18 protein-coding genes and 1 tRNA gene are annotated in these 22,950 nt (G+C 61.6%); all 19 read right to left on the minus strand.

What is annotated here, in order from left to right; all coding sequences use genetic code 11:
- Positions 1-28: 28 nt before the first annotated feature.
- Positions 29-2,086: a DEAD/DEAH box helicase gene (locus FH975_RS10830; protein ID WP_202923195.1), complete on the minus strand. Its 2,058-nt coding sequence runs from the start codon at positions 2,084-2,086 to the stop codon at positions 29-31.
- Between the two features lie 105 nt (positions 2,087-2,191).
- Positions 2,192-2,274, minus strand: a tRNA-Leu gene (locus FH975_RS10835).
- A gap of 99 nt (positions 2,275-2,373) precedes the next feature.
- Positions 2,374-3,906, minus strand: coding sequence for a pyruvate kinase (gene pyk, locus FH975_RS10840; protein ID WP_153078571.1), 1,533 nt, complete (start codon positions 3,904-3,906; stop codon positions 2,374-2,376).
- Between the two features lie 106 nt (positions 3,907-4,012).
- The gene (locus FH975_RS10845) at positions 4,013-5,479 is read right to left on the minus strand and encodes a glutamate synthase subunit beta (protein ID WP_162321370.1); all 1,467 of its coding nucleotides are present in this window, start codon (positions 5,477-5,479) and stop codon (positions 4,013-4,015) included.
- Positions 5,472-10,073, minus strand: a complete 4,602-nt coding sequence (gene gltB, locus FH975_RS10850; RefSeq protein WP_328821864.1) for a glutamate synthase large subunit — start codon at positions 10,071-10,073, stop codon at positions 5,472-5,474. Before gltB ends, FH975_RS10845 begins: the two co-directional genes overlap by 8 nt.
- Positions 10,074-10,280: 207 nt before the next feature.
- Positions 10,281-11,342, minus strand: coding sequence for a prolipoprotein diacylglyceryl transferase (lgt, locus tag FH975_RS10855; protein WP_153078569.1), 1,062 nt, complete (start codon positions 11,340-11,342; stop codon positions 10,281-10,283).
- A 13-nt stretch (positions 11,343-11,355) separates the two neighbouring features.
- Positions 11,356-12,147, minus strand: coding sequence for a tryptophan synthase subunit alpha (gene trpA, locus FH975_RS10860; RefSeq protein WP_153078568.1), 792 nt, complete (start codon positions 12,145-12,147; stop codon positions 11,356-11,358).
- Positions 12,144-13,352 carry a tryptophan synthase subunit beta gene (gene trpB / locus FH975_RS10865; protein ID WP_153078609.1) on the minus strand — a complete coding sequence of 403 codons (1,209 nt, stop codon included), beginning with the start codon at positions 13,350-13,352 and terminating at the stop codon, positions 12,144-12,146. Before trpB ends, trpA begins: the two co-directional genes overlap by 4 nt.
- A gap of 56 nt (positions 13,353-13,408) precedes the next feature.
- The gene (gene trpC / locus FH975_RS10870; RefSeq protein WP_162321371.1) at positions 13,409-14,224 is read right to left on the minus strand and encodes an indole-3-glycerol phosphate synthase TrpC; all 816 of its coding nucleotides are present in this window, start codon (positions 14,222-14,224) and stop codon (positions 13,409-13,411) included.
- An 11-nt stretch (positions 14,225-14,235) separates the two neighbouring features.
- The gene (locus tag FH975_RS10875; protein WP_153078566.1) at positions 14,236-14,646 is read right to left on the minus strand and encodes an HGxxPAAW family protein; all 411 of its coding nucleotides are present in this window, start codon (positions 14,644-14,646) and stop codon (positions 14,236-14,238) included.
- Between the two features lie 83 nt (positions 14,647-14,729).
- Positions 14,730-15,314 (minus strand): Trp biosynthesis-associated membrane protein, encoded by a 585-nt coding sequence (locus FH975_RS10880; protein WP_153078565.1) that lies wholly within the window; start codon positions 15,312-15,314, stop codon positions 14,730-14,732.
- A complete protein-coding gene (trpE, locus tag FH975_RS10885; protein ID WP_162321372.1) occupies positions 15,314-16,969 on the minus strand; it encodes an anthranilate synthase component I in 1,656 nt (551 codons plus the stop codon). The genes FH975_RS10880 and trpE overlap by 1 nt, the downstream gene beginning before the upstream one ends.
- On the minus strand, positions 16,969-17,292 hold the full coding sequence (gene hisI, locus FH975_RS10890; protein ID WP_153078564.1) for a phosphoribosyl-AMP cyclohydrolase: 324 nt from the start codon (positions 17,290-17,292) through the stop codon (positions 16,969-16,971). Before hisI ends, trpE begins: the two co-directional genes overlap by 1 nt.
- 13 nt (positions 17,293-17,305) lie before the next feature.
- Positions 17,306-18,070, minus strand: a complete 765-nt coding sequence (gene hisF / locus FH975_RS10895) for an imidazole glycerol phosphate synthase subunit HisF (protein WP_153078563.1) — start codon at positions 18,068-18,070, stop codon at positions 17,306-17,308.
- A gap of 45 nt (positions 18,071-18,115) precedes the next feature.
- Positions 18,116-19,042 (minus strand): ATP phosphoribosyltransferase, encoded by a 927-nt coding sequence (gene hisG / locus FH975_RS10900; protein ID WP_153078562.1) that lies wholly within the window; start codon positions 19,040-19,042, stop codon positions 18,116-18,118.
- A 15-nt stretch (positions 19,043-19,057) separates the two neighbouring features.
- Complete coding sequence (locus tag FH975_RS10905) at positions 19,058-19,321, minus strand: phosphoribosyl-ATP diphosphatase (protein WP_162321373.1); 264 nt, start codon at positions 19,319-19,321, stop codon at positions 19,058-19,060.
- Between the two features lie 23 nt (positions 19,322-19,344).
- The gene (gene ribH / locus FH975_RS10910; protein ID WP_162321374.1) at positions 19,345-19,842 is read right to left on the minus strand and encodes a 6,7-dimethyl-8-ribityllumazine synthase; all 498 of its coding nucleotides are present in this window, start codon (positions 19,840-19,842) and stop codon (positions 19,345-19,347) included.
- Positions 19,839-21,866, minus strand: coding sequence for a 3,4-dihydroxy-2-butanone-4-phosphate synthase (gene ribB, locus FH975_RS16960; protein WP_162321375.1), 2,028 nt, complete (start codon positions 21,864-21,866; stop codon positions 19,839-19,841). Before ribB ends, ribH begins: the two co-directional genes overlap by 4 nt.
- Positions 21,867-22,946, minus strand: a complete 1,080-nt coding sequence (ribD, locus tag FH975_RS10920; RefSeq protein ID WP_235928672.1) for a bifunctional diaminohydroxyphosphoribosylaminopyrimidine deaminase/5-amino-6-(5-phosphoribosylamino)uracil reductase RibD — start codon at positions 22,944-22,946, stop codon at positions 21,867-21,869. It abuts the gene before it with no gap.
- Between the last annotated feature and the right edge of the window lie 4 nt (positions 22,947-22,950).

A 22,950-nucleotide genomic window follows, 5' to 3' on the forward strand; every position in this document is an offset into this window, starting at 1 on the left:
GATCCTACCGTCACCACCGCGGCGGTACCTAGCTGATGATGGCGCGGATGTCGTCGGCGGTCAGCTGCCCCAGATCTGCGGGTCCTGAACCGTCAAGCACCCGGTTGAAGAGGTCTAATTTGGCCTTCTTCAAGTCCATGACTTTTGCCTCGATAGTGTCTTTTGACACCAGTCGGTAGACCATGACGCTGCGGGTCTGGCCAATCCGGTGCGCTCGGTCAATCGCCTGCTCTTCTGCCGCGGGGTTCCACCACGGGTCCAGAAGCACCACATAATCGGCTTCCACCAGGTTCAGCCCGAAGCCTCCGGCCTTCAACGATACAAAAAAGACCGGGGCCTTGCCTGAGCGGAACTTCTCAATGGCACCGGCCCGGTCAGAGGTCGATCCGTCCAAATAGGCACTAGGAATCCCTGACGTCGAGGCCACTTGCCGCGCTTTGTCTAGGAACCGGGTGAACTGGCTGAGCACCAAGACTTGATGCCCCTCCCCCACCGCCTCGCTGAGGAGAGCCTCCAACGCATCCAATTTGGCCGATGGAGCGGTCCCTTCCGACACGAGCTCAGCATCCAGCGCCAACTGCCGCAACAGCGTCAGTGAGCGGAAGATCTCGAAACGGTTGACTTTCATATCGTCCACCAACCCCAGGACTTTGAGTCGTTCCCGCTGGAGTCGACGGTCGTAGAGCCGGCGATGCTCGCTGTCCAACTCCAGTTCCAGTACCTGTTCCTGTTTCGCAGGAAGCTCGGCGGCCACTCGGTCTTTGGTGCGGCGCAGCAGAAAGGGCTTCAGGCGGCGTCGAAGGCGTGAAAGCTGCTCAGTGTCGAGTTCCTTCTCGATAGGGTCGCGGAAGACACGGACGAACTCTTTGCGTCCGCCCAAGAGGCCCGGACAGGCGATGGACGTCAGCGCCCACAGTTCCTGCAGATTGTTTTCCATCGGGGTACCGGTGACCACCAGTTTGAAGGGGGTTCGCAGTTTTTGGGCGGCGCGGTACCCGCGAGAGGTGTGGTTCTTGATCATCTGGGCCTCATCCAGAATCAGACCCGACCACTCAAGCCCGTCATAGTCCTCAAATTCGAGCCGGAACAGAGCATAGGAGACCACCACAACATCAGCCGTGGCCACAGCGGCGGCCAACTCCGTGCCCCGCCTGGCCTCAGTGGAGCTGATCATCGTCACCTGCAGATCCGGTGTGAAGGAGGAGGCTTCCGCTTTCCAGTTGGACATCACAGAGGTGGGAGCCACAATGAGAAACGGCGGAGCTTCCGGAGTTGATTCGTGAATCCGCTGAATCATGGCCAGCGTCTGCAGTGTTTTGCCGAGCCCCATCTCGTCAGCCAGTATTCCGCCTAGCCCGTGGTCATAGAGGAAGCTCAGCCAGCTGTATCCGAAGCGTTGATACTGGCGCATCTGCGCCTGCAGGCCACGGGGCACGGGAAGCTCATCCACCTGGTCTTCCTGAGTGAGCCGGAGGACGGCCTGCCACCAGCGGTCCTGTTGAGCGGAAACCAGGTCAATTTCCGCCAGCTCCTCCCAGAGGTCCACCTGGTAGCGGTTGATGCGCAAGGGCGCGCGCGGGTCGTTGAGGTCGCGAGCCTCCTCGATGATGTCGCGCAGCTTGTTCAATTCGGGCGAATCAAGGGAGAACCAGGTGCCTGATGGCAGCACAAATAGGCTCTCATTGCGCACAAGGGCTGAGAAGAGGGCCTCAAAATCTACCTCTTCTCCTTCAATGCTGACGGTGATCTGGAGGTCGAACCAGTCGCCGTGCGGAGTCGAGGTTCCGATTTCAACCTGTGGGGCTTCTTCCGCGTGGCGGTGTCCGGGACCCAGTGGCGGCAGGATCAGTCCTGAGGAGATGAGTGCCGCCTGAGCGTGGATGCAGTCCGCACCGGGACCGGAGGGCGAATCAGCACAGGTGCACGTGGCATCAGCGTCACCGTGGTGCTGTTCAAGCACGACTCGTTCGTACCACTTTCCAGGTACGCCGGCGGCGACGACGGCCTCGATTCGCAGGACTGGACCGTTCTGATCGCGGCTGACAACAAAGACATCGTCAGCCAGATCGGCTGCGGCGGTGCTCATGGATGTCACCCGCCCGACCCCTCGCATCGATGGTCTGCTGCTACGACATGCTGCACTGCATCTGCAGTGAACGGCATTTGACGTCCATGCAGTGTGCAACAAATGTGCCCGCGGTGAGACTCGAACTCACACGATCTTTCGATCGCCGCATTTTGAGTGCGGTGCGTCTACCATTCCGCCACGCGGGCAAGCCCGTTAACAATACCTGCCACAGGACGTGAAGAGAATTTGGCTCCTCACGCCCCTGTCTTCAGGCGCACTAACCGGCCCTGCGAACCAAGCCTGTCTCAGAAGGCGCTGTGGGCTGAGACTGCACTGGATGCGCTTGCCGAAGGCCATGGCCCAACAGGCTCTTTGGTCGGCGGGTCATCACCACGGCGCAGCGCTTCAACGCTGAGACCGCCATCAGGCAAGTCACCAATTCGGTGAACCTTGACCATATTGGTGGTGCCTGCCTGTCCTGGAGGGGAACCAGCCGCGATGACCACCAGATCACCTGCAGCGGCCACCCCCTCTTCCAGCAGCAGCTTCTCCACTTGCGCAGTCATCTTGTCCGTATGCGAGGCGAACTCCACCCAGCGTGGCTGAACGCCCCAGGACAAGCACAGTGCGTTATGGGTGTGCTCCACATGGGTGAAGGCGAAGATCGGCTGTTTGGGGCGCAGGCGGGATAGTCGGCGTGCGGAGTCGCCGGAGCGAGTGAATGTCGCCAGGTAGGGCACATTCAATTGTTCAGCAATCTCATTGGCGGCCCTTGTGATGGCGCCGCCACGAGTCTGCGGCTTGGTTCCCAGCTGCGGGATCCGTTCAAGCCCCTTGACCTCGGTGGCTTGGATGATCGAGGCCATCGTCTTGACCGTCTGGACGGGATATTTGCCGACTGATGTCTCACCGGAGAGCATCACCGCGTCGGCACCGTCCAATACTGCATTGGCGCAGTCGGATGCCTCAGCCCGAGTGGGGCGAGGGTTGTCGATCATGGACTCAAGCACCTGCGTGGCCACGATGACGGGCTTGGCCCATCGCCGGGCGAGCTCCACAGCGCGCTTCTGAACGAGTGGAACCTCTTCCAGAGGAAGTTCTACGCCCAGATCTCCGCGGGCCACCATGACGGCGTCGAACGCATCGATCACATCCTGGAGCGCCTCCACTGCCTGAGGTTTTTCGATCTTGGCGATGATGGGAACGCGTCGGCCTTCTTCATCCATGATCCTGTGCACAGCTTCAATATCTGCTGCGTCACGAACGAACGACAGGGCGATCATGTCGAAGCCCGTGCGCAATGCCCACCGAAGATCGGCCTCATCCTTTTCGCTCAGGGCAGGGACCGACACCGCAACCCCGGGGAGGTTTATTCCCTTGTTGTTCGAAACGGCGCCGGGCACGACGACTTCGGTGACGACGTCAGTGTCCGTGACCTCAAGGGCACTGAGGCTGACTTTTCCATCATCGATCAACAACGTGTCGCCGACATTGACATCCTGCGGCAGGGTCTTCAGCGTCGTGGAACAGATGTCTGCAGTGCCCTCCACCTCGCGAGTAGTGATGGTGAAGCGTGCGCCCACGTCCAACTGATGTGGCCCGGCTGTGAAGCGTCCCAGGCGGATCTTGGGTCCCTGGAGGTCGGCGAAGACGGCTACTGCCCGGCGCAGGTCTTTTGCGACCTCCCGCACCGTGCTGTAAGTCGACTCATGGACGTCGTAGTCGCCGTGGCTCATATTGACGCGGACGACGTCCACGCCAGCCTCTATGAGCTCCCGCGTCTTGTCATATCCTGCTGTTGCTGGTCCGAATGTGGCGACGATTTTGGCGTGTCTCATGCCTCACCTTTACTGGTTGTCGAGCGGTATGGAATATGGCACGACATTGGGCCGGATCTGACTGCGAGCCTATCGCAGAATGACTACCTAGAGAACGGCAGAATACTCAAGGAGCGAGCGTGATCGCCCGATCGCTGGGCGCCACCGGAGCAGGCAGACGCGTGCTGCCTTCCAGGTATTCATCGACCTTTGCCGCGACCGCCCGGCCCTCGGCAATGGCCCACACCACCAGTGAGGCCCCGCGACCGGCATCGCCGATGGTAAAGATGCCTTCTACGTTGGTTTGGTAGTCCTCAGCGCGTTGGACGGTGCCCCGGGAGGCGAACTCGATCCCCAGCTGGTCGGTGAGCGTCTGTGGTTCTGCACCGGTGAAGCCCAGGGCAAGCAGGATCAGGTCTGCGGGCATTTCCCACTCCGTGCCCGGTTTGGGTGTGCGCGTGCCGTCGTCGTTGTACTGAGTCTCAGCACCTCGCAAAGCACGGATGTGCCCGTTTTCGTCTCCTAGGAATTCCACGGTGGAAGCCAACCATTTGACCTCCCCACCCTCCTCATGGGCGCTGGATACCTCAAACACACGAGGGTCCATCGGCCATGGCTCGTGCTCAGGCCGTTCGCGGGGCAACTCCTTACCGATGGCGAGGGTCGTCACCGACTTAGCTTGGTGCCGGTGCGCGGTTCCGATGCAGTCCGCACCGGTGTCACCGCCGCCCAGAATGACCACGTGCTTGTCCTTGGCGTGAATCTGATCGGGCACGACGTCGCCAGCGACTGCCCGGTTGGACTGAACCAGATACTCCATGGCGAAGTGGATACCGCTGAGCCCCCGTCCTGGGATCGGCAGGTCACGTGGCACCATGGCCCCGGTAGCCACTATGACCGCGTCGTAGGAGTCTCGCAGTCCATCCCAGGTGATATCGGTTCCGACATCAGTGGAGGGGTAGAAGCGCGTTCCTTCGGCTTCCATCTGTGTAATGCGGAAATCGACCAGGTTCTTCTCCATTTTGAAGTCCGGGATTCCGTACCGCATCAGTCCGCCAAGCCGATCATCACGCTCGTAGACGGCGACTGTATGCCCAGCGCGGGTCAGCTGCTGAGCGGCGGCCAAGCCAGCCGGCCCTGAACCCACCACAGCAACGGTCTTGCCGGTGAGGCGGTTCGGGGGCTCCGGTTCGACATAGCCCTTCTCCAAGGCTTCATCGGCGATTTCGACCTCGGACTGCTTGATGGTCACCGCTGGCTGGTTGATGCCCAGAACACAAGACGTCTCACATGGTGCAGGACAGACGCGCCCGGTGAACTCGGGGAAGTTGTTCGTCATGTGGAGCCGGTCGGAAGCCTCCTCCCACTGATCTCGCCAGACCAGATCATTCCATTCGGGAATGAGATTGCCCAGCGGGCAGCCGGTGTGACAGAACGGGATCCCGCAGTCCATGCAGCGTCCCGCCTGGGTTTGGGTCACTCCACGGTCCTGCCGCTCCTTGACTTCTTTGAAGTCCATGATGCGCACTGGAACCGGGCGGGATGGCCTGTCCTGTCGTTCGCGATGCTTGAGAAATCCACGCGGATCAGCCATTGGTCACCTCCAAAATCTTCTGCCATGCGGCATCGCCGTCGGGGTCAAGGCCCTCATCGAGGGCCGCACTGCGGGCAGTCAGCACCCGGTCGAAGTCACGCGGCAGGATCTTGGTGATCCGTTCCAGGACTCCTTGGGGGTCTTCGAGAAGCCGGGCCGCCAGGGGCGAACCAGTCTCTTCTTGGTGGCGGCGCAGAAGATCCAGAATGATCTGCTTATCCTCCTCATCGGGGGTCAGCAGAAGCAGCTCCCCATTGGAGGCGGCTTGAGTGTTCAGCTGTGTCTTGTCGAAGTCGAGCACGTACGCGGTACCACCGGACATGCCAGCGCCGAAGTTGCGACCCACGGGTCCGAGGATGAGGGTCTGGCCGCCGGTCATGTACTCACAGCCATGGTCCCCTACTCCTTCGGCGACCGCGGTCGCCCCGGAGTTGCGCACCAGGAACCGCTCACCCACCTGACCCGACAGGAACAGCTCCCCTGCCGTGGCGCCGTAACCGATGACATTGCCGGCGATCACATTATCGGCGGCTTCGAACGGTGCCGCCGGGTCAGGGGCGACGATGACACGCCCACCGGAGAGCCCCTTGCCCACGTAGTCATTCGCGTCTCCGGAGAGGCGCAGAGTGATGCCATGAGGAAGGAACGCCCCGAGGGACTGGCCGGCCTGACCAGAGAGTTTGATCTCGATGGTGTTGTTCTCCAGCGTGGAGAGCCCCAGCGCTTTGGTGACCTCATGTCCGAGCATGGTGCCGACCGCGCGGTCTGTGTTCACGACAGTCTTCTCGATCTGCACGCGCTCTCCGTGGTGAATGGCCCGTTGGGACTGCTCGATCACATCCACGTCGAAGTGCTTTTCAAGTTCGTGATCCTGAGTGGTGGTCCGGCGCAACTGGCGTGCCACCTCCGGATCCTCTGGGTCCCACCCAGAGAGGACTTTGGTGAGGTCCAGGCCCTCTGTCTTCCAGTGGCGTTTGGCGTCGTCGATGTTGAGCGACTTGATATGCCCGATGGCCTCATCCATTGTTCGGAAGCCCAACTCCGCCAGATACTCACGCACCTCTTGGGCGACGAACTCAAAGAAGTTCACCACATGGTCCGCTTTGCCGGTGTAGCGCTCCCGCAGAGTCGGGTTCTGGGTCGCGACGCCAACAGGGCAGGTGTCCAGGTGACACACCCGCATCATGATGCAGCCGGAAACTACCAGGGCGCTGGTGGCGAAACCGTACTCCTCAGCACCCAACAGTGCGGCGATGACAACGTCTCGGCCCGTCTTGAGCTGACCATCCACCTGCACTGTGATGCGCTGGCGGAGGCCGTTGAGCATGAGCGTCTGCTGGGCCTCAGCCAAACCGAGCTCCCATGGGGTACCTGCGTGTTTGAGCGAGTTCAGCGGGGAAGCTCCGGTGCCGCCATCGTGCCCGGAGATGAGCACGACGTCGGCTGAGGCCTTGGCCACCCCGGCAGCCACAGTGCCGACTCCGTGCAGTGATACGAGTTTCACGTGGACTCGAGCACCTGTGTTGGCGCGTTTGAGGTCGTAGATGAGCTGTTTGAGATCTTCGATGGAGTAGATGTCATGGTGAGGTGGCGGGGAGACCAGAGACACTCCAGGGGTAGAGTGCCTGGTTTCAGCCACCCACGGATAAACCTTTTTGCCCATGAGCTGTCCACCCTCACCGGGTTTGGCTCCCTGGGCCATTTTGATCTGCAGGTCATCCGCATGGGTCAGATACTGGCTGGTGACACCGAAACGTCCGGAGGCGATCTGTTTGATCGAGCTGCGGCGCTCGGGGTCGATGAGCCGCTGCGGGTGTTCACCACCCTCACCGGTGTTGGAACGGCCTCCCAGCCGGTTCATGGCGATCGCCAACGTCTCATGCGCTTCCTGAGAGATGGACCCATAGCTCATCGCTCCGGTCTGGAACCGTTTGACGATCTCGGAGACGGGCTCCACCTCGCTGAGCGGGACTGAGGGACGGTCGTTCTCAAGCTTGAAGAGCCCACGGAGCGTCATCAGCGCCTTGGACTGGTCGTCCACCGCCTTGGTGTACTGCTTGAAAACGTCATAGCGCCGTGTGCGGGATGCATGCTGGAGCCTGAATACTGTTTCTGGGTTGAACAGGTGCGGCGGCCCTTCACGCCGCCACTGGTATTCCCCACCGACTTCCAGCTCGTCGCCACGTCCAAGTCCGTTCCCCGCAGGCGGGTAGGCCTTGGAGTGCCGAGCCATGGACTCTTTGGCGAGAACATCGACACCGACTCCGCCCATAAGCGATTCCGTACCGGAGAAGTACTGGTCCACCATATTCTGGGCCAAACCGACGGCTTCAAATGTCTGAGCGCCACAGTAGGAGCTGACAGTGGAGATGCCCATTTTGGACATGATCTTCAGCAGGCCCTTGCCGAGTGCCTTGATGAGGTTGGACACCGCCTGCTCTTCGGTCACCCGGGTGATATCTCCCCGACGGACCATGTCCTCGGCAGTTTCTATCGCCAAATATGGGTTAACAGCCGAGGCGCCATAGCCGATCAGACAGGCGACGTGGTGAACCTCTCGGACGTCTCCGGCCTCGACCAACAGGGAGGCTTTGGTCCGGTTCGCCGATTTCAACAGGTGGTGGTGAATGGCTGATACCAGCAGCAATGACGGGATAGGTGCCCACTGCGCATTGGAGTCGCGATCGGAGACGACGATGTAGCTGACACCGCGGTTCACCGCCGCCGAGACCTGTTCGCAGAGGGTACGGATGCGCTGCCGGAACTCCTCCTCGGTGGATCCCACGCGGAAGAGACCCCGAATACGCAGCGCAGCTTTGACGCCGTCTTCATTGCGGTGATTTGCGATGCGCGCCAATTGATCGTTGGTTAGCACCGGGAAGTCCAGCTTGATCTGCTTGGACTTCACCTGGCCGGTGTCGAGGAGGTTTCCCTCAGCTCCAACGTGACGGGAGAGAGAAGTGACCAACTCTTCACGAATCGCGTCAAGCGGCGGGTTGGTCACTTGAGCGAAAGTCTGAACGAAGTAGTCGAACAGGAGGCGTGGACGTTCGGCCAGGACGGCGATGGGTGTGTCGGTGCCCATTGCTCCCAGCGGTTCGGCGCCAGTGGCAGCCATTGGCCCAATGAGGATCTTGAGTTCTTCGTGGGTGTAGCCGAAGGTCTGCTGACGCAAGCGGACCGAACCGGCGGGGTGCTTGACGTGCAGCCGCTCTGGCAGGTCGTCCAGTGTGAGTCTGTTTTCGTCGACCCATTCACGCCAGGGCTGCTTGGACCCGAAGTCAGCCTTGATTTCCTCGTCTTCGATGATCCGGCCTTCTTTGGTGTCGGCGAGGAACATCATGCCCGGCGCCACGCGTCCCTTACGGACCACCGTCGAAGGCTCCAGTTCAGCGACGCCGACCTCTGAGGAGAGCACTACCAGCCCGTCTTCGGTGACCCACCAGCGGGCGGGACGCAGCCCGTTGCGGTCCAGCACAGCACCCAGCTGGTCACCATCCGTGAAGGCGATTGCGGCCGGACCATCCCAAGGTTCCATCAGAGTGGAGTGGTATTCGTAGAACGCCCGCAGGTCGGGATCCATCGACTCATGATTCTCCCAGGCCTCTGGGATCATCATCCTCATGGCCATCGACAGGGGCCTGCCGGAGAGCATCAGCAGTTCGGCTGCCTCGTCGAAGCTGGTGGAGTCCGATGCTCCCGGGGTGCAGATCGGAAAGAGGTACTCGGGATCGTCACCGAGGACAGGCCCGTACATCGTGGCCTGGCGTGCGCGCATCCAGTTTCTGTTTCCTTCAACGGTGTTGATCTCGCCGTTGTGGGCCAGGTACCGAAGCGGTTGGGCCAGCGGCCACGAGGGGAACGTGTTGGTGGAGAACCTGGAGTGGACGATGCCAAGGGTCGACTTGTACCGCTCATCAGAGAGGTCTGGGTAGAAAGGTTCGAGCTGTGCGGTCGTCAGCATGCCCTTATAGGTGATGGTCCGGGAAGACAGTGACGCGAAGTAGATTCCCAACCGCACCTGCGCACGCTTACGCAACCGCCATGCGCGTTGGTCCAGTGTGCCTTCTGCCGATTCCTGAAACTCAATGGAGTCTTCATCAGCGAAAGTCAGGAAGGCCTGTTTGAAGAATGGCATCGCCTCCCGGGAGAGGCTGCCGATGAGCGAATCGTCGACCGGAACATCGCGCCAACCGAGGACTTTGAGCCCTTGGACTGCGGCCATTTCCTCGAAGTTCGTCATCGTCTCTTCACGTTCGTCCTGCTCCTGCGGCAGGAAGGCCGTGCCCGCGACGTACTCTCCGGCAGCTGGCAGATCGATGTCCACCACTGCGCGGAAGAACTCATCAGGGATCTGGGTGATGATGCCTGCACCGTCGCCGGTGCCTACGTCTCCACCGGTCGCCCCGCGGTGTTCGACGCAGCGCAGTGCGTGGAGCGCGTAGTCCACGATGTCATGACCTGGCTCTCCACGCAGTGTCGCAATGGCGGCCATACCGCAGTTTTCGTGCTCTTTGGCTGGGTTATACAGCCCGGCCTTTTCAGGGAAGGCGGCGTATCGCTCGTAAGGGGAGATCACCTTATTCGGGCTCACAGGCGTGTGTTCCTTCCTCAAGGGAGCGGCATCTTCAAGGGGCGTTCGCTGGGGTGCGTGACAACGTCGTCAGACCTGATCCAGTGCCGTGGGTGGGCACTGCGGGTGCGCCTGCATCACGGTGGGTGCGTGACTGCAGGTACGGCGCTCACTCAGCGTTTGAGTGGTCGGTGTTCTATCTTGCGCCTGCGGTTGGGCCGGCGCAAGTCAAGGACCTGAGTTTTCACTCCGTGGACCCGTACCGTGTCTCTCATCGGTGACTGGTTCTGCAGCACTGTCGAGAGCGGCTTCGTCTCCGAGGACTCCCGCAACGGCTGGCTCTCCGGCGCGATGCGGGGAGTCGGGAGAGTATATTTCGGCATGTTCGGCAATCTCTGCCTCGGTCTGCGGCCGCTTGATGAAGAGCCAGACCAGGATGGCCACGGCCACGACAAAGATGACGAAAGCGATGATCTGATTCAGTCGCCAATCTAGCCCCAGGAGGTCACGCAGAGGGTACTGCGTGGACTTGTTGACCTCGTCAATCCGCATGGATTCGATCCAGAAGCGACCCAGGGCATAGTAGGCCACATAGGTCCACGCAATGAGTCCCTGACGGAATTGGAAACGCTTGAACAGCAAGATGAGGGCGATGAATCCCACCAGGTTCCAGAGGGATTCATAAAGGAATGTTGGGTGAAACAGTCCGCCGTCAGTGGCGTAGGCCGGCAGGCTCCCGGTCAATCCCTGATGCTGCTGGTCAGTGTCGATGCGCAGGCCCCAGGGAAGATCGGTAGCCCGGCCGAACAGCTCTTGGTTGAACCAGTTGCCCCAGCGCCCGATGGCTTGGGCCAGGATGACCCCCGGCACGATCGCGTCGGCGAATGCCCCGAATTTGATGCCGTTCTTGCGGCAGAAAAACCAGACAGCCAACGCACCCGCTATCACGGCTCCAATGATGGAGAGGCCCCCCTGCCAGAGCTGGGGAATCCTGGTGAGATCGCCGTCGGGACCGAAGTACGCATCGGGTGAGCTGACCACGTGATAGATGCGCGCGCCGACGATTCCGATCAGCACGGCCCAGAGCATGGCCGAGAAAATGTCGTCGCTCTGACCTCCGCGAGACTTCCACAGGCGGGTAGCAACCACCACGGCCATGACGATGCCGATCATGATGACCAGGGTGTAGAACGCGATGAAGAATGGTCCGGGAAGATCGATACCGCGTATCGGCGGAGGGGGGAAGCCCGTGAGTGTCTGGGCACCAGAAGATAGAGCGGAGAGCGTCATAGGTGGAACCGTATCAGGACTTTCCGCTGAGCTGGCGAGCCAACTCTCCTACGGCCTCAGGTCCACCGTCGCGCAGAGCGGCTACGAGGGCGGTGCCGACGATGACCCCGTCCGCGTAGCTTCCGATCTCCTCAACGTGGGAGCGCGCGGACACACCGAGCCCCACGCAGACTCGGCGGGCGCCAGCTGCTTTTGACGCTTCAACGACCTGTTCGGCAACGTCCGACACTGAATCGCGAGTGCCGGTGACGCCCATAATGGACACTCCGTAGACAAACCCTCGCGAGGCTTCCGCTACCATCTGGGCACGTTCCGGGCCCGAGGTGGGGGCTGACAGGAAGATGCGGTCCAACCCGTATTTGTCTGTGGCGGCGAGCCAGTCTTCAGCCTCGTCCGGGATCAGATCCGGCGTGATCGCCCCCGCTCCCCCAGCCGCAGCCAGTCGGCGAGCGAACTCCTCTGCGCCCATCCGGTCAATGAGGTTGTAGTAGGTCATTACGAGCACAGCGGCACCAGTGGCCTCTGTGACGGCCTGAACAATCTCGAAGACCTCACTGATCCGGAAACCCCGGGCGAGAACTTCGGTGGTCGCCTGCTGGATGACCGGTCCGTCCATCACAGGGTCGGAGTAAGGGATGCCGACCTCGAGGATGTCTGCGCCGTTCTCAATCAGAGCGATTGCAGCTTGGATGGAGGTCTCTTTGTCCGGATACCCGGCGGGCAGGTAGCCGATGAAGGCCGCTCGACCCTCAGCAGCAGCGGCGTCGATCGCGGCCGCGCTCTTGGACTGAAGCACTGCGGTCATGCTTGTACCCCTACTTCCGGTGCCGCGGCATCGGCCGTTTCGATGTCGGATTCCTGGTCCGGAAGCAGATCGAACCATTCGGCAGCAGTGGCAACATCCTTGTCACCGCGACCGGACAGGTTCACAATGATCACCTTCTCGGCACCCTCAGGTCCCCACTCAGCTGAGAGCCGTGCGGCTCCCGCCAACGCATGGGCTGATTCGATGGCGGGGATGATGCCTTCAGTTCGACACAGCGACTCAAAGGCTGACATACAGTCAGCATCCGTCACCGGTTGGTAGGTGACGCGTCCCTGATCGTTGAGATAGGCGTGTTGCGGGCCTACGGAGGGGTAGTCGAGTCCTGCTGAGATGGAGTGGCTGTCCACGGTCTGTCCGTCCTCGTCCTGCATGAGGTAGCTCCGCGCCCCATGGAGGACCCCTGAGCGGCCAAGAGTAATCGCCGAGGCGTGGCGTCCTGTCTCCACCCCGTCTCCTCCGGCTTCGTAACCGAAAAGCTCCACACCGGGATCGTCGAGGAAACCGTGGAAGATTCCAATCGCGTTGGAGCCGCCGCCTACACAAGCAGCGACGGCGTCCGGCAGGCGGCCAGTCTGGGTGAGGATCTGTTCCCGGGCTTCTTCGCCAATGATCTGGTGGAACCAGCGGACCATTTCAGGAAAGGGGTGCGGTCCGGCTACTGTGCCGAGGACATAGTGGGTGGTTTCTACGCTTGCCACCCAGTCACGAAGGGCCTCGTTGATGGCATCCTTCAGAGTCTGGGCGCCGTGGTCTACGGCGATGACCTCCGCGCCGAGCAGCTGCATTCGCGCTACGTTGAGCGCCTGGCGGCGAGTATCGGCTGACCCCATGTATACGACACAGTCCATCCCGAACAGTGCCGCGGCGGTGGCAGTGGCCACTCCGTGCTGGCCCGCGCCGGTCTCGGCGATGAGTCTGGTCTTACCCAACCGGCGCGCGATCAGCGCTTGTCCGAGGACATTGTTGATCTTGTGACTTCCGGTGTGATTCAGGTCTTCGCGCTTGAGAAAGATCCGCGCGTGCCCTGCTTCAGAGGCGAATCGCTTCGCCTCGGTCAGCAGGGAGGGGCGGCCGGTGTATTCACGGCAGAGTCTGAAGTACTCGTCGGTAAACTCCGGGTCCGCCTTGGCCTTGGCAAAGGTGTCGGCGACCTCGTCGAGGGCTGCCACGAGCGACTCCGGCATCCAGCGACCACCGTAGTCACCAAAGTAGGGGCCCGCTGCGTCGCGGTAATGAGTGTTCACTGTGCCTCCTTAGAAAGGCTTGCAGTCCGGAAACTCTTAACGGCTGCGGTCGGGTCACCGTGTTTGACAAGCGCTTCGCCCACCAGAACAGCGTCTGCACCCTGACGAGCGTAATCGAGAACGCCCTCGGGTCCGCTCACTCCCGATTCGGCGACCCGCACCACATCATGCGGAAGGTGGCGAGCCATCGCGGCGTAGTGCTCAACGTCAACCTCCAGGGTCTTCAGGTTACGAACATTGACGCCGACGATCTTCGCCCCTACCGCCGCAGCTCGTTCAATTTCTTCTTCGGTATGGGCCTCCACCAGAGCGTTCATCCCAAGTTCGTGAGTCATGGCGAGGAAGTCCCGCAACTGCTGATCGTCGAGTGCGGCAACGATGAGAAGCACCAGGTCGGCGCCATAAGCCCGGGCCTCGTGGAACTGGTACTCGTCCACCATGAAGTCCTTGCGCAGCACGGGAATGTCCACGCGTGCACGCACAGCTTCCAAATCTGCCAAAGATCCCCCGAATCGGCGTGACTCGGTCAACACTGAGATGACACTGGCACCACCGGACTCGTATGCAGCAGCCAGTGCAGCAGGATCCGGGATATCGGCCAGCGCTCCCTTAGAAGGGGAGGACCGTTTCACTTCGGCAATGATCCGGACACCGTGCGGATCGTGCCGTCCAGACGTCAGGGCGGTGTGAGCGTCGAGAGCCGGAGCCGCGGCCGCAGCCTGCGCCCTGACATCACGCAGCGGAGTCTTACGGGTGCGCGCCGCGAGGTCTTCGCGGACTCCTTCAATGATTGAGTCGAGGACTGTGGTCATTCACTACGGCTTCAGGTAGTGCTGGCATCGGGCTGACGCTTCTCCGCGCCGCCCTGAGTGTTGTCAGGGGTGGCCGGACCTGAGTAGTCCCGTGGATCTCGTCCGCGGCTCAGCACCGCTGCGGAATCCATCTCCACGCCGTAGCCGGCCTTTTTCAGCACGAGGCCCAGAATGAGCGCGACGGGGATTAGTGCTGCTCCGATGGCGATCGCGATCCACCAGGCATCGGACCAGGCCAGTCCGATAAAGCCCACACCGGCGATGATACTGCCGAGAACGATGGTTCCCGAAAGCGCCCACGCGGCAGGTGTGGAGCCGTGGCCGATGTGGTCATGGTGGATGTACTCGTCATTCGCGGTGGGTTCCTGCTCCACGTCACGAACGGGCCTCTGAGCCTGTGCTGTCGCCTGGCTGGCAGCCATAGACCTACTCCTCTACACGATGTCGAAATCCTTGAGACCTATTCTGCCAGATCAGCAGTCGGCGTTCTGCACGGCCGTCATAGTCAGCGTTTGTCGGTGGGGTCGTCCCCATCAGAAAGATCGTCCCACAGGTCGATCTCATCGGGGTTCTCCGCTTGCGACTGCCCGCGAGAATACTTCTTTGCTGCCTTCTCATCACTCCAACCGGGGGAAAACAGCAACATGCCCAGAGCGCTGAGTACGAGCATGCTGGCCCCCAGAACAGCCAACCAGACGGGGAAACCTGCGCTGTATGTGGCCGCAGGGTCCGTAGTTCCCGTGAACTCTGCCAATGCCGGCGCGGCAGTCGCTGCCGGGTCAATGAGAGTGAGTACTGCACCGATCAGTGAGATCACCCCTGCCCCCAGCAGAACCGCTCCGATGAGGCCCCGCACCCATTTGCGTGCGATCGTGGCGGCCACACCGCCGGCCACTCCGACAAGCCCCATCGCACGGACTGCCGGCGACATATCGCCGCCGAGCAGACCGACTTCATCCACAGCCGCGGTGTCCGGCAGGCCGGTGGCTGTCACCCAGGTCAACGCCGTGGAGATCAGCACGAGCACCGCCCCGACCTGGATGATGAGTATGGTGTTCCGTCGTTGAAAGATAAATGCGAGATGGCCCATCAGTGGTGCAACCTATCAGTAGGAGTTTCGGCGCCCGGTACGTCCCCGTCACCGGGAGGATGCGCAGCGCTGCTTGAGCCGTGGTGGCCTTCAAGCGGGACCAATCGTGCTGCGGCCAACACTGCTCGCAGGGGCGCCGCCGCTTTGCTCACGGTCTCTTTGCGTTCGGTCTCGTCGTCAGAGTCAGCCACGATTCCGCCTCCTGACTGGACGTAGGCGCGGCCGCCGGCCAGTACGGCTGTGCGGATCGCGATCGCTGCGTCCATCCGTCCGGAGAGGTCAAAGTACCCCACCACCCCTCCGTAGATGCCGCGACGCGTCGGCTCCCACTCATCCAGTAGTTGGAGCGCCCGCGGTTTGGGCGCGCCAGACAGGGTCCCCGCCGGGAATGTCGCTGCCAGAACGTCATATGGTGATGACGACGCCGCCACCTTCCCTTGGACGTGCGAGGTCAGGTGCATCACGTGGCTGAAGTGTTCCACCCCCATGAACTTCGTGACTTCCACCGAACCGGGGGTACAGACCTTGGCCAGGTCGTTGCGTGCCAAATCGACGAGCATGATGTGCTCCGCACGCTCTTTCTGATCGGCGAGGAGATCTTCCGCGAGGGTGATGTCCTCCGCAGGCGTCGTTCCACGCGGCCGGGTACCTGCAATGGGGTGGGAGACCACATTGCGCTGGGCGTCCATGGTGACCAGGGCCTCCGGGGAGGCGCCGACCACCTGGTACGGCTCGCCGTCGGGGGTCTGAAAGTGCATCAGGTACATATAGGGGCTGGGGTTCAACAGGCGGAGCATTCGATAGACGGCCAAGGCGTCCACGTCGGTCTCGACTTCGAAGCGTCGGGAGACCACAATTTGAAAGACCTCACCATCGACGATGGCCTGCTTCGCTTTGCTCAGCGTTGCCAAGTACTCGTTCTGATCCCAGCTGTGCTTGACCTTATCCTGCAGGTCCTGCTCCACGGCCTGAGTCCAGTCCCCCTGGGCGGCCGAGAGTCCGGGCTGCACCGGCTGTGCAAGCTGGTCTCTCATGGCATCGAGCCTTGCTGCGGCGTCGTCGTAGGCCTGTTCCGCTCCGGTGGAGCGACCATCTGTATTGATGGCATTGGCGATAAGCGTCACAGTTCCGTCACGGTTGTCGTGGACGGCCACATCGGAGATCAGGTTCATGGCCATGTCCGGTAGGCCGAGCGCATCGGCAGGGGGGTGTGGAAGCCGCTCCCAATTGCGGACCACATCCCAGCCTACGTATCCCACCAGACCGCTGCTCAGGTGAGGAATCTCCTCGGCGAACGCACGGCTGCCCAGGAAATCCAGAGTGTCGCGCAGCACCTCTGCGGTGCTCCCCTGAGCGGGGGCTCCGGCGGGTGGGGCACCGAGCCAGTGGGCCTGTCCGTCTTTTTCCGACAGCGTAGCTAGGGAACTGACCCCGATGAAGCTGTACCGTGACCATGCGGCCCCAGGAGCGGCCGACTCCATAAGAAATGTTCCGGGCTGACCGGTGCCATGCTCATCGGCCGCCAGGGCACGATAAATGCTCAGCGGAGTATGTCCATCAGCGAGCAGCTTCATCGTCACTGGGATGACGCGGTGGCTGCGGGCCAGGTGGATGAACTCATCTTTGGTGGGGGTGACGATACCCAGGGCGTGCATCAGCCGATCTCTCTTCCTGTGAAGCACGTGTCGGATCCTGTGTGGCAGGCCGGGCCAGTCTGGTCTACTACGAGGAGCACGGTGTCGCCGTCACAGTCCAGAGACACGGACTTCACATGTTGGACGTTCCCGGAGGACTCGCCCTTGACCCATAAGGCCTTGCGCGAGCGCGACCAGTAGGTGCCGCGCCGGGTCTTCAGGGTGGCCATCAAAGCCTCCGCGTTCATCCACGCCAGCATCAGCACTGATCCGGTCTTCGTATCCTGGGCGATGGCGGGGACTAACCCATCGGCGTTGTACTTCACATTCTCAAGTGTCGTCATCGGAGCTTCTCCTTCATCGGACGCTGTGTCCGGCCTGGCGGAGCACATCCTTGACCCGGGCGATCATGTCCACCGGCCCAAAGTGGAACATGCTGGCTGCCAGGACGGCATCCGCACCGGCGTCGATGGCTTCAGGGAAGTGTTCGGGTTTTCCGGCGCCGCCGGAGGCGATCAGCGGCACCCAGGTCACCGCGCGTGCTGCTGCGATCATCTCGATGTCGAATCCGTCTTGAGTGCCGTCAGCATCGATGCTGTTCAGCAGGATCTCGCCGACCCCCCGTTCGGAGGCCTCTGCAATCCAGTCCAAAGCGTCAATTCCGGTTCCTTCGCGTCCCCCGTGAGTGGTGACTTCGAATCCAGAATCCGTTGTCAGGCTGCGCCGGACATCTGCAGAGAGGACGAGCACTTGATTGCCGAAACGCGCCACGATCTCATTGATGACCGATGGACGGGCTACGGCGGCCGTATTGATTGAGGCCTTGTCGGCGCCGACCTTCAGGAGCCGGTCCACGTCTTCGACGCTGCGCACTCCTCCACCGACCGTCAGCGGGATGAACACTTCCTGCGCCGTCTGTGTGACGACATCGTAGGTGGTCTCGCGGGCGGAAGAGGAGGCTGTGACGTCGAGAAACGTCAGTTCGTCGGCGCCGGCTAGGTTGTACCTGTGCGCAAGCTCAACCGGGTCACCGGCGTCGCGGAGCTTTTCAAAGTTGACGCCCTTGACGACCCTGCCAGCATCCACATCTAAGCAGGGGATGACCCGTACAGCCAGAGACACGGTACTCCTTCTTGTTTCAACGTCGAGCGCGCTGCTTCCGTCGGTTCAGACGCGGCAGGCGTGAATGGTGGTGACCAGGATAGCCCGGGCGCCCAACTCATAGAGGTGATCCATCAACTGGTTGGTTCGTTTTGCCGGGACCATGGACCGCACAGCCACCCAATCAGGGTCTGCCAGTGGCGAGATGGTCGGCGATTCCAGTCCGGGAGTGATGGCGGTGGCAGCATCCAGATCGGAGCGACGAATGTCGTAGTCCATCATCACGTATTGGCGTGCCACTAGGACGCCCTGCAGTCGACGGATCAGGCGCTCCGTATCCCTTTGGATGACGGTGTCGTCGTCCTGTTCTGCTCCCCTGCCAGAGATGAGAATGGCTTCCGAGACCATGACTGGCTCGCCGAAGGTTTCCATTCCTGCAGCTTTGAGCGTGTTGCCGGTTTCAACGACATCGGCGATGGCATCTGCGACGCCGAGCCGCACCGCAGACTCAACTGCACCGTCAAGGTGTACTACCTCCACATTTGGGATGCCTTGGGAGGCGAACCAGTGACCCAACAACGCGTCGTATGAGGTCGCTACGCGTTTGCCCGCGAGGTCTGCGGCAGCACTGTAATGTCCTTTCGGACCGGCTAGCCGGAAAGTGGAGCGGCCGAAGCCGAGTCCCATGATTTCTTGGGCACCAGTATCAACTCGGGCGTCCTGGAACAGGTCACGGCCGGTGATGCCCACGTGCAGTATGCCGGAGCCTACATACACGGCCACATCACGGGGACGGAGGTAGAAGAACTCGATGCCGTTCTCCTCGTCCACCATCACCAGCTCCTTGCGGTCGCGGCGCTGAAGGTAACCGGCTTCAGAGAGCATGGACATGGCAGCTTCGGAGAGAGCGCCCTTATTGGGCACCGCGACACGAAGCTTCTGGCCGTCCCGTGGCCCAGGGACGGTGGTGGGCTCAGCGGAAAGCTCAGACATTTTTTGGGGCCTTTCTTACAGGTAGCGGTAGACGTCTTGGGGGCTGATTCCCTTGGCGAGCATCATGACCTGCAGATGGTAAAGCAATTGGGAGATCTCTTCTGCGGCTGCGTCGACCGATTCGTATTCGGCAGCCATCCAGACCTCGGCGGCTTCCTCGACGACCTTCTTGCCGATCTGATGGACCCCCGCGTCCAAGGCAGCGACAGTGCCGGAACCTTCAGGTCGTTCGGCGACTTTGCGGGACAGTTCGGTGAAGAGTTCGTCAAAGGTTTTCATCGCCCCCAGCTTACTCTGAGCAATCAGCCGATGGCGCCGATCTGCACAGCTGTGGCAACGGCTGCGTGTGCAGCCTCGTAGCCTTTGTCCTCACGAGAACCCTCAAGTCCGGCTCGGTCAAGTGCCTGCTGCTCGTCGTCGCAGGTCAGCAGCCCGAATCCCACCGGCGTTCCGGTCTCCACCGATACTTGGGTCAGACCGTTCGTGGCTGCGGAGCAGACATAGTCAAAGTGCGGGGTCCCGCCACGAATCACCACCCCTAGTGCTACCACGGCGTCGTGGCTTCGGGCAGCCCGCGCAGCGAGCACTGGCAGTTCGAAGCTGCCGGGGGCAGCGAGCCGGGTGACGGCGTCGTGCTCGATCCCGATCTCCTCCAGAAACCTGTCTGCGCCAGCCGTCAAACCATCCATGATCCGGGTATGCCAGCGCGACGCTATCACCGCCACGCGAAGGGTATTGGCCGATTGGCGAAGAGCCTTCATCTCTTCAGAATCGATGCTCAGCGCTCCTGCTCCACTCATGGTGTCTCCTTCGTCACAGTGCTCTTGTCGGATTCGTTCTGTTCATTGAGCGCCAGATGGTCGAGCATATGGGCCATCTTGTCGCGCTTAGTGCGCAGATAGCGTTCGTTGTCCGGGTGGACCACACCATTGCTGGGAACCTGGGTGACCGTCAGTCCGGTGGCAGCGAGCGCATCAACTTTGGTCGGGTTGTTGGTCAGCAGTCGCAGGTCGCTGATCCCGGCTGCGTGCAGGATGGCTGCTGCCCCGGTGAAATCCCTCAGCTCTGCGGCCAGGCCGAGCATCTCGTTGGCCTCTACAGTGTCGGCGCCCTTCTCCTGGAGCTTATAGGCGCGCAGTTTGTTCGCCAGGCCGATACCCCGACCTTCATGGCCCCGAAGGTACAGCAGGTATCCGCCAGCTTCGTGGATGGTGTCTAGGGCCGAGGCCAACTGTGTGCCGCAGTCACAGCGATGGGAGTGGATGACATCTCCGGTGACACATTCTGAGTGCAGGCGCACCAGCGGCTGATCAGAATCAGGGTTCTGGGCCGAGAGCAAGAGGTGTTCGTGACCTGTGGTGTGCTCGGTCCACACCTGAGCGTTGAAGACGCCGAAGTCGGTGGGAAGGGTGACGACAGGGCCGCCGCTGACGAGCTTAGCCGCCTCATCCTTGGGAGCCTCCCAGGAGGTGAGGTATGACTCTCTGACGGCGTCAGGGCGTGGCGTTCCACCGCGGTACTCGATGAGATCGGCGATGCTGATCAGAGCGAGCTCATGAGTGTCGGCAAACTCACGGAGGGCAGGCAGCCGCATCATCGAGCCGTCGTCGTGGACCAGTTCGGCGATGACCCCCACCTCCGACTGCCCTGAGAGCCGGCACAGATCCACTGCGGCTTCTGTATGGCCGTCGCGTCCGAGTACACCACGTGCGTCGGCGATAAGCGGAAACATATGGCCGGGGCGGGTGAGATCTGCCGGCTCGGTGTCCGAACTGGCCAATACATTCGCGGTCAACGCCCGATCGTAGGCACTGATACCGGTGGAATCCACCGACTGTGCGTCGCAGCTGACAGTGTAGGCGGTGCCTTTCGGATCCTGGTTGCTGGTGACCATCGGCGGAAGATCCAGGTGGCGCGCACGCTCTGCCGTCATCGGCACACAGAGCACACCGGAACTGTGCCGGATGGTGAATCCCATCAGCTCCGCGGTTGCCGCAGAGGCAGGGAAAATGAGGTCACCTTCGTTCTCTCGGTCAGCGTCGTCGACGACCACTACGGGGCGTCCCGCAGCGAGGTGATTCAGCGCCACCTCAATGGGATCCAGCAGGGGTGCCGGGGTCGCAGGTTGCGGGATAGTGGGAAGCGCAGGCCCACGTGAATGAGCGTCCTCGAAGACCGCTGAGCTTGCCGCCTGGGTCTCGAATGTGAGCATGCGACGGACGTACTTGGCCAGGACGTCCACCTCAAGGTTGACGTTGCTGCCCAGCTCCTTGCGCCCCAGCGTGGTGTCCGCAAGGGTCGCCGGGATGAGACCGACCTCGAACCACGCGTGCTCGCTGGCTGGGTCACCACCCGTGGAATCACCGGCGAGGCTGGCAGCTGTGACGGTCAGTGACACTCCGTCGATAGCGATTGAGCCCTTCTCCGCGATGTACTCGGCCAAGTCGGCTGGGATAGCGAACCGGTGCCGACCGTCGTTGAGGTCGCGGTCTACCAAAGTACCGATGCCGTCTACATGCCCCTGGACCACATGGCCGTCCAGTCTTGCTCCCGAGGGCAGGCAGCGCTCCAGGTTCACCGCATCCCCTGACCCGAGTTCACCAAAGGTCGTCCGCTTCAAGGTCTCTGGGATCAGCTCGGCGGTGAGTCGTTCACCGCGGATTTCGACGGCGGAGACACACACCCCGTTGACCGCGATGGAGCCGCCCAATGCTAAATCGTCCACATGGCCCGGTGCCGAGAACACCAGACGCTCCACCCCCTTGGCGGGATCGGGGATGCGGTCGATGACGCTGCCAATGCCGGTAATGATGCCCGTAAACATTTAGCGCGCTCCTTTCGGCTCCGGCTGCAGGTGGATGCAGACATCGTTGTCCATAATGGTCGTAGGTCCTCCGTCAGCGACGTCGAGTGTGTAGCGGCGGGCCTCGGTCAGCGTGCTTACGCCGAGGTCGGCCAGGCTTGACCGACCCGATCCTAGAATCAGCGGGGCCGTGTAGAGAAAAATCTCATCCACCAGATCGGCGGCGAAGAATGCGGAGAGAATGGACTGGCCGCCCTCCACCAGCACATGTTTGACCGGGTGGCCATTGTGCTGGGTGGTGGCCAGATTCTTCAGTGCTGTCAAAGGGTCACGGGTGCGCAGATGGATCCACCCTTCGCCTTCGGGACGTCCCTGTTTGAGCTGGGCCTGATCGGGGATGTCACTCAGTCCCATGACGGCGCGCAGGGGCTGAGCGGGGGTCAGCAAACCCCGTTCGTCTCGGGCTGTGAGGCGCGGGTCGTCCGTTGTCACGGTGTTGGTGCCCACCAGAATGGCGTCGACGCGCTGGCGAATCATGTGGGTGTGTTCACGTGACACCTCAGAGGTGATCCACTGGCTGGTGCCATCTGCCGCTGCGATGCGGGCATCGATGCTCTGAGCGAGGTGGACGGTGACGAAGATTCGCTGCTGTTCGGCCGCTTCATTCCACCGATGGTTGAGCTTTTCGCACTGTTCCTTGAGGACGCCGTTGATGACCTCAGTTCCTCTGGTGCGCAGCACTTCGACTCCACCACCGTTGGGCGATGGGTCTCTGGCCCCTACAAGCACAGTGCGGACGCCCGCCTCGGAGATGAGGTCAGTGCAGGCTGGCTGACGCCCGTAGTGCGTACACGGTTCCAGGGTTGTGTAGAGCGTGGTGGAGGAGAAGTCCGTCACTCCGGCTGCGAGAGCTCTGGTGAGGCAGTCGCGTTCGGCGTGATAGGTGCCAGCTCCCCGGTGATGGCCTGTCGCGAGAATGCGTCCATGAGCATCAACGAGCACTGATCCGACCAGGGGGTTCGCGCCTCGGGGACCCAATATTGCGGCATCCAGGGCAGTCTGCATGTTTTCGTCGCCGCAGGACGGGTGGGCAGTGCCCAATGGA

This window comes from Nesterenkonia haasae (assembly GCF_010119385.1).
Lineage (GTDB): Bacteria > Actinomycetota > Actinomycetes > Actinomycetales > Micrococcaceae > Nesterenkonia > Nesterenkonia haasae.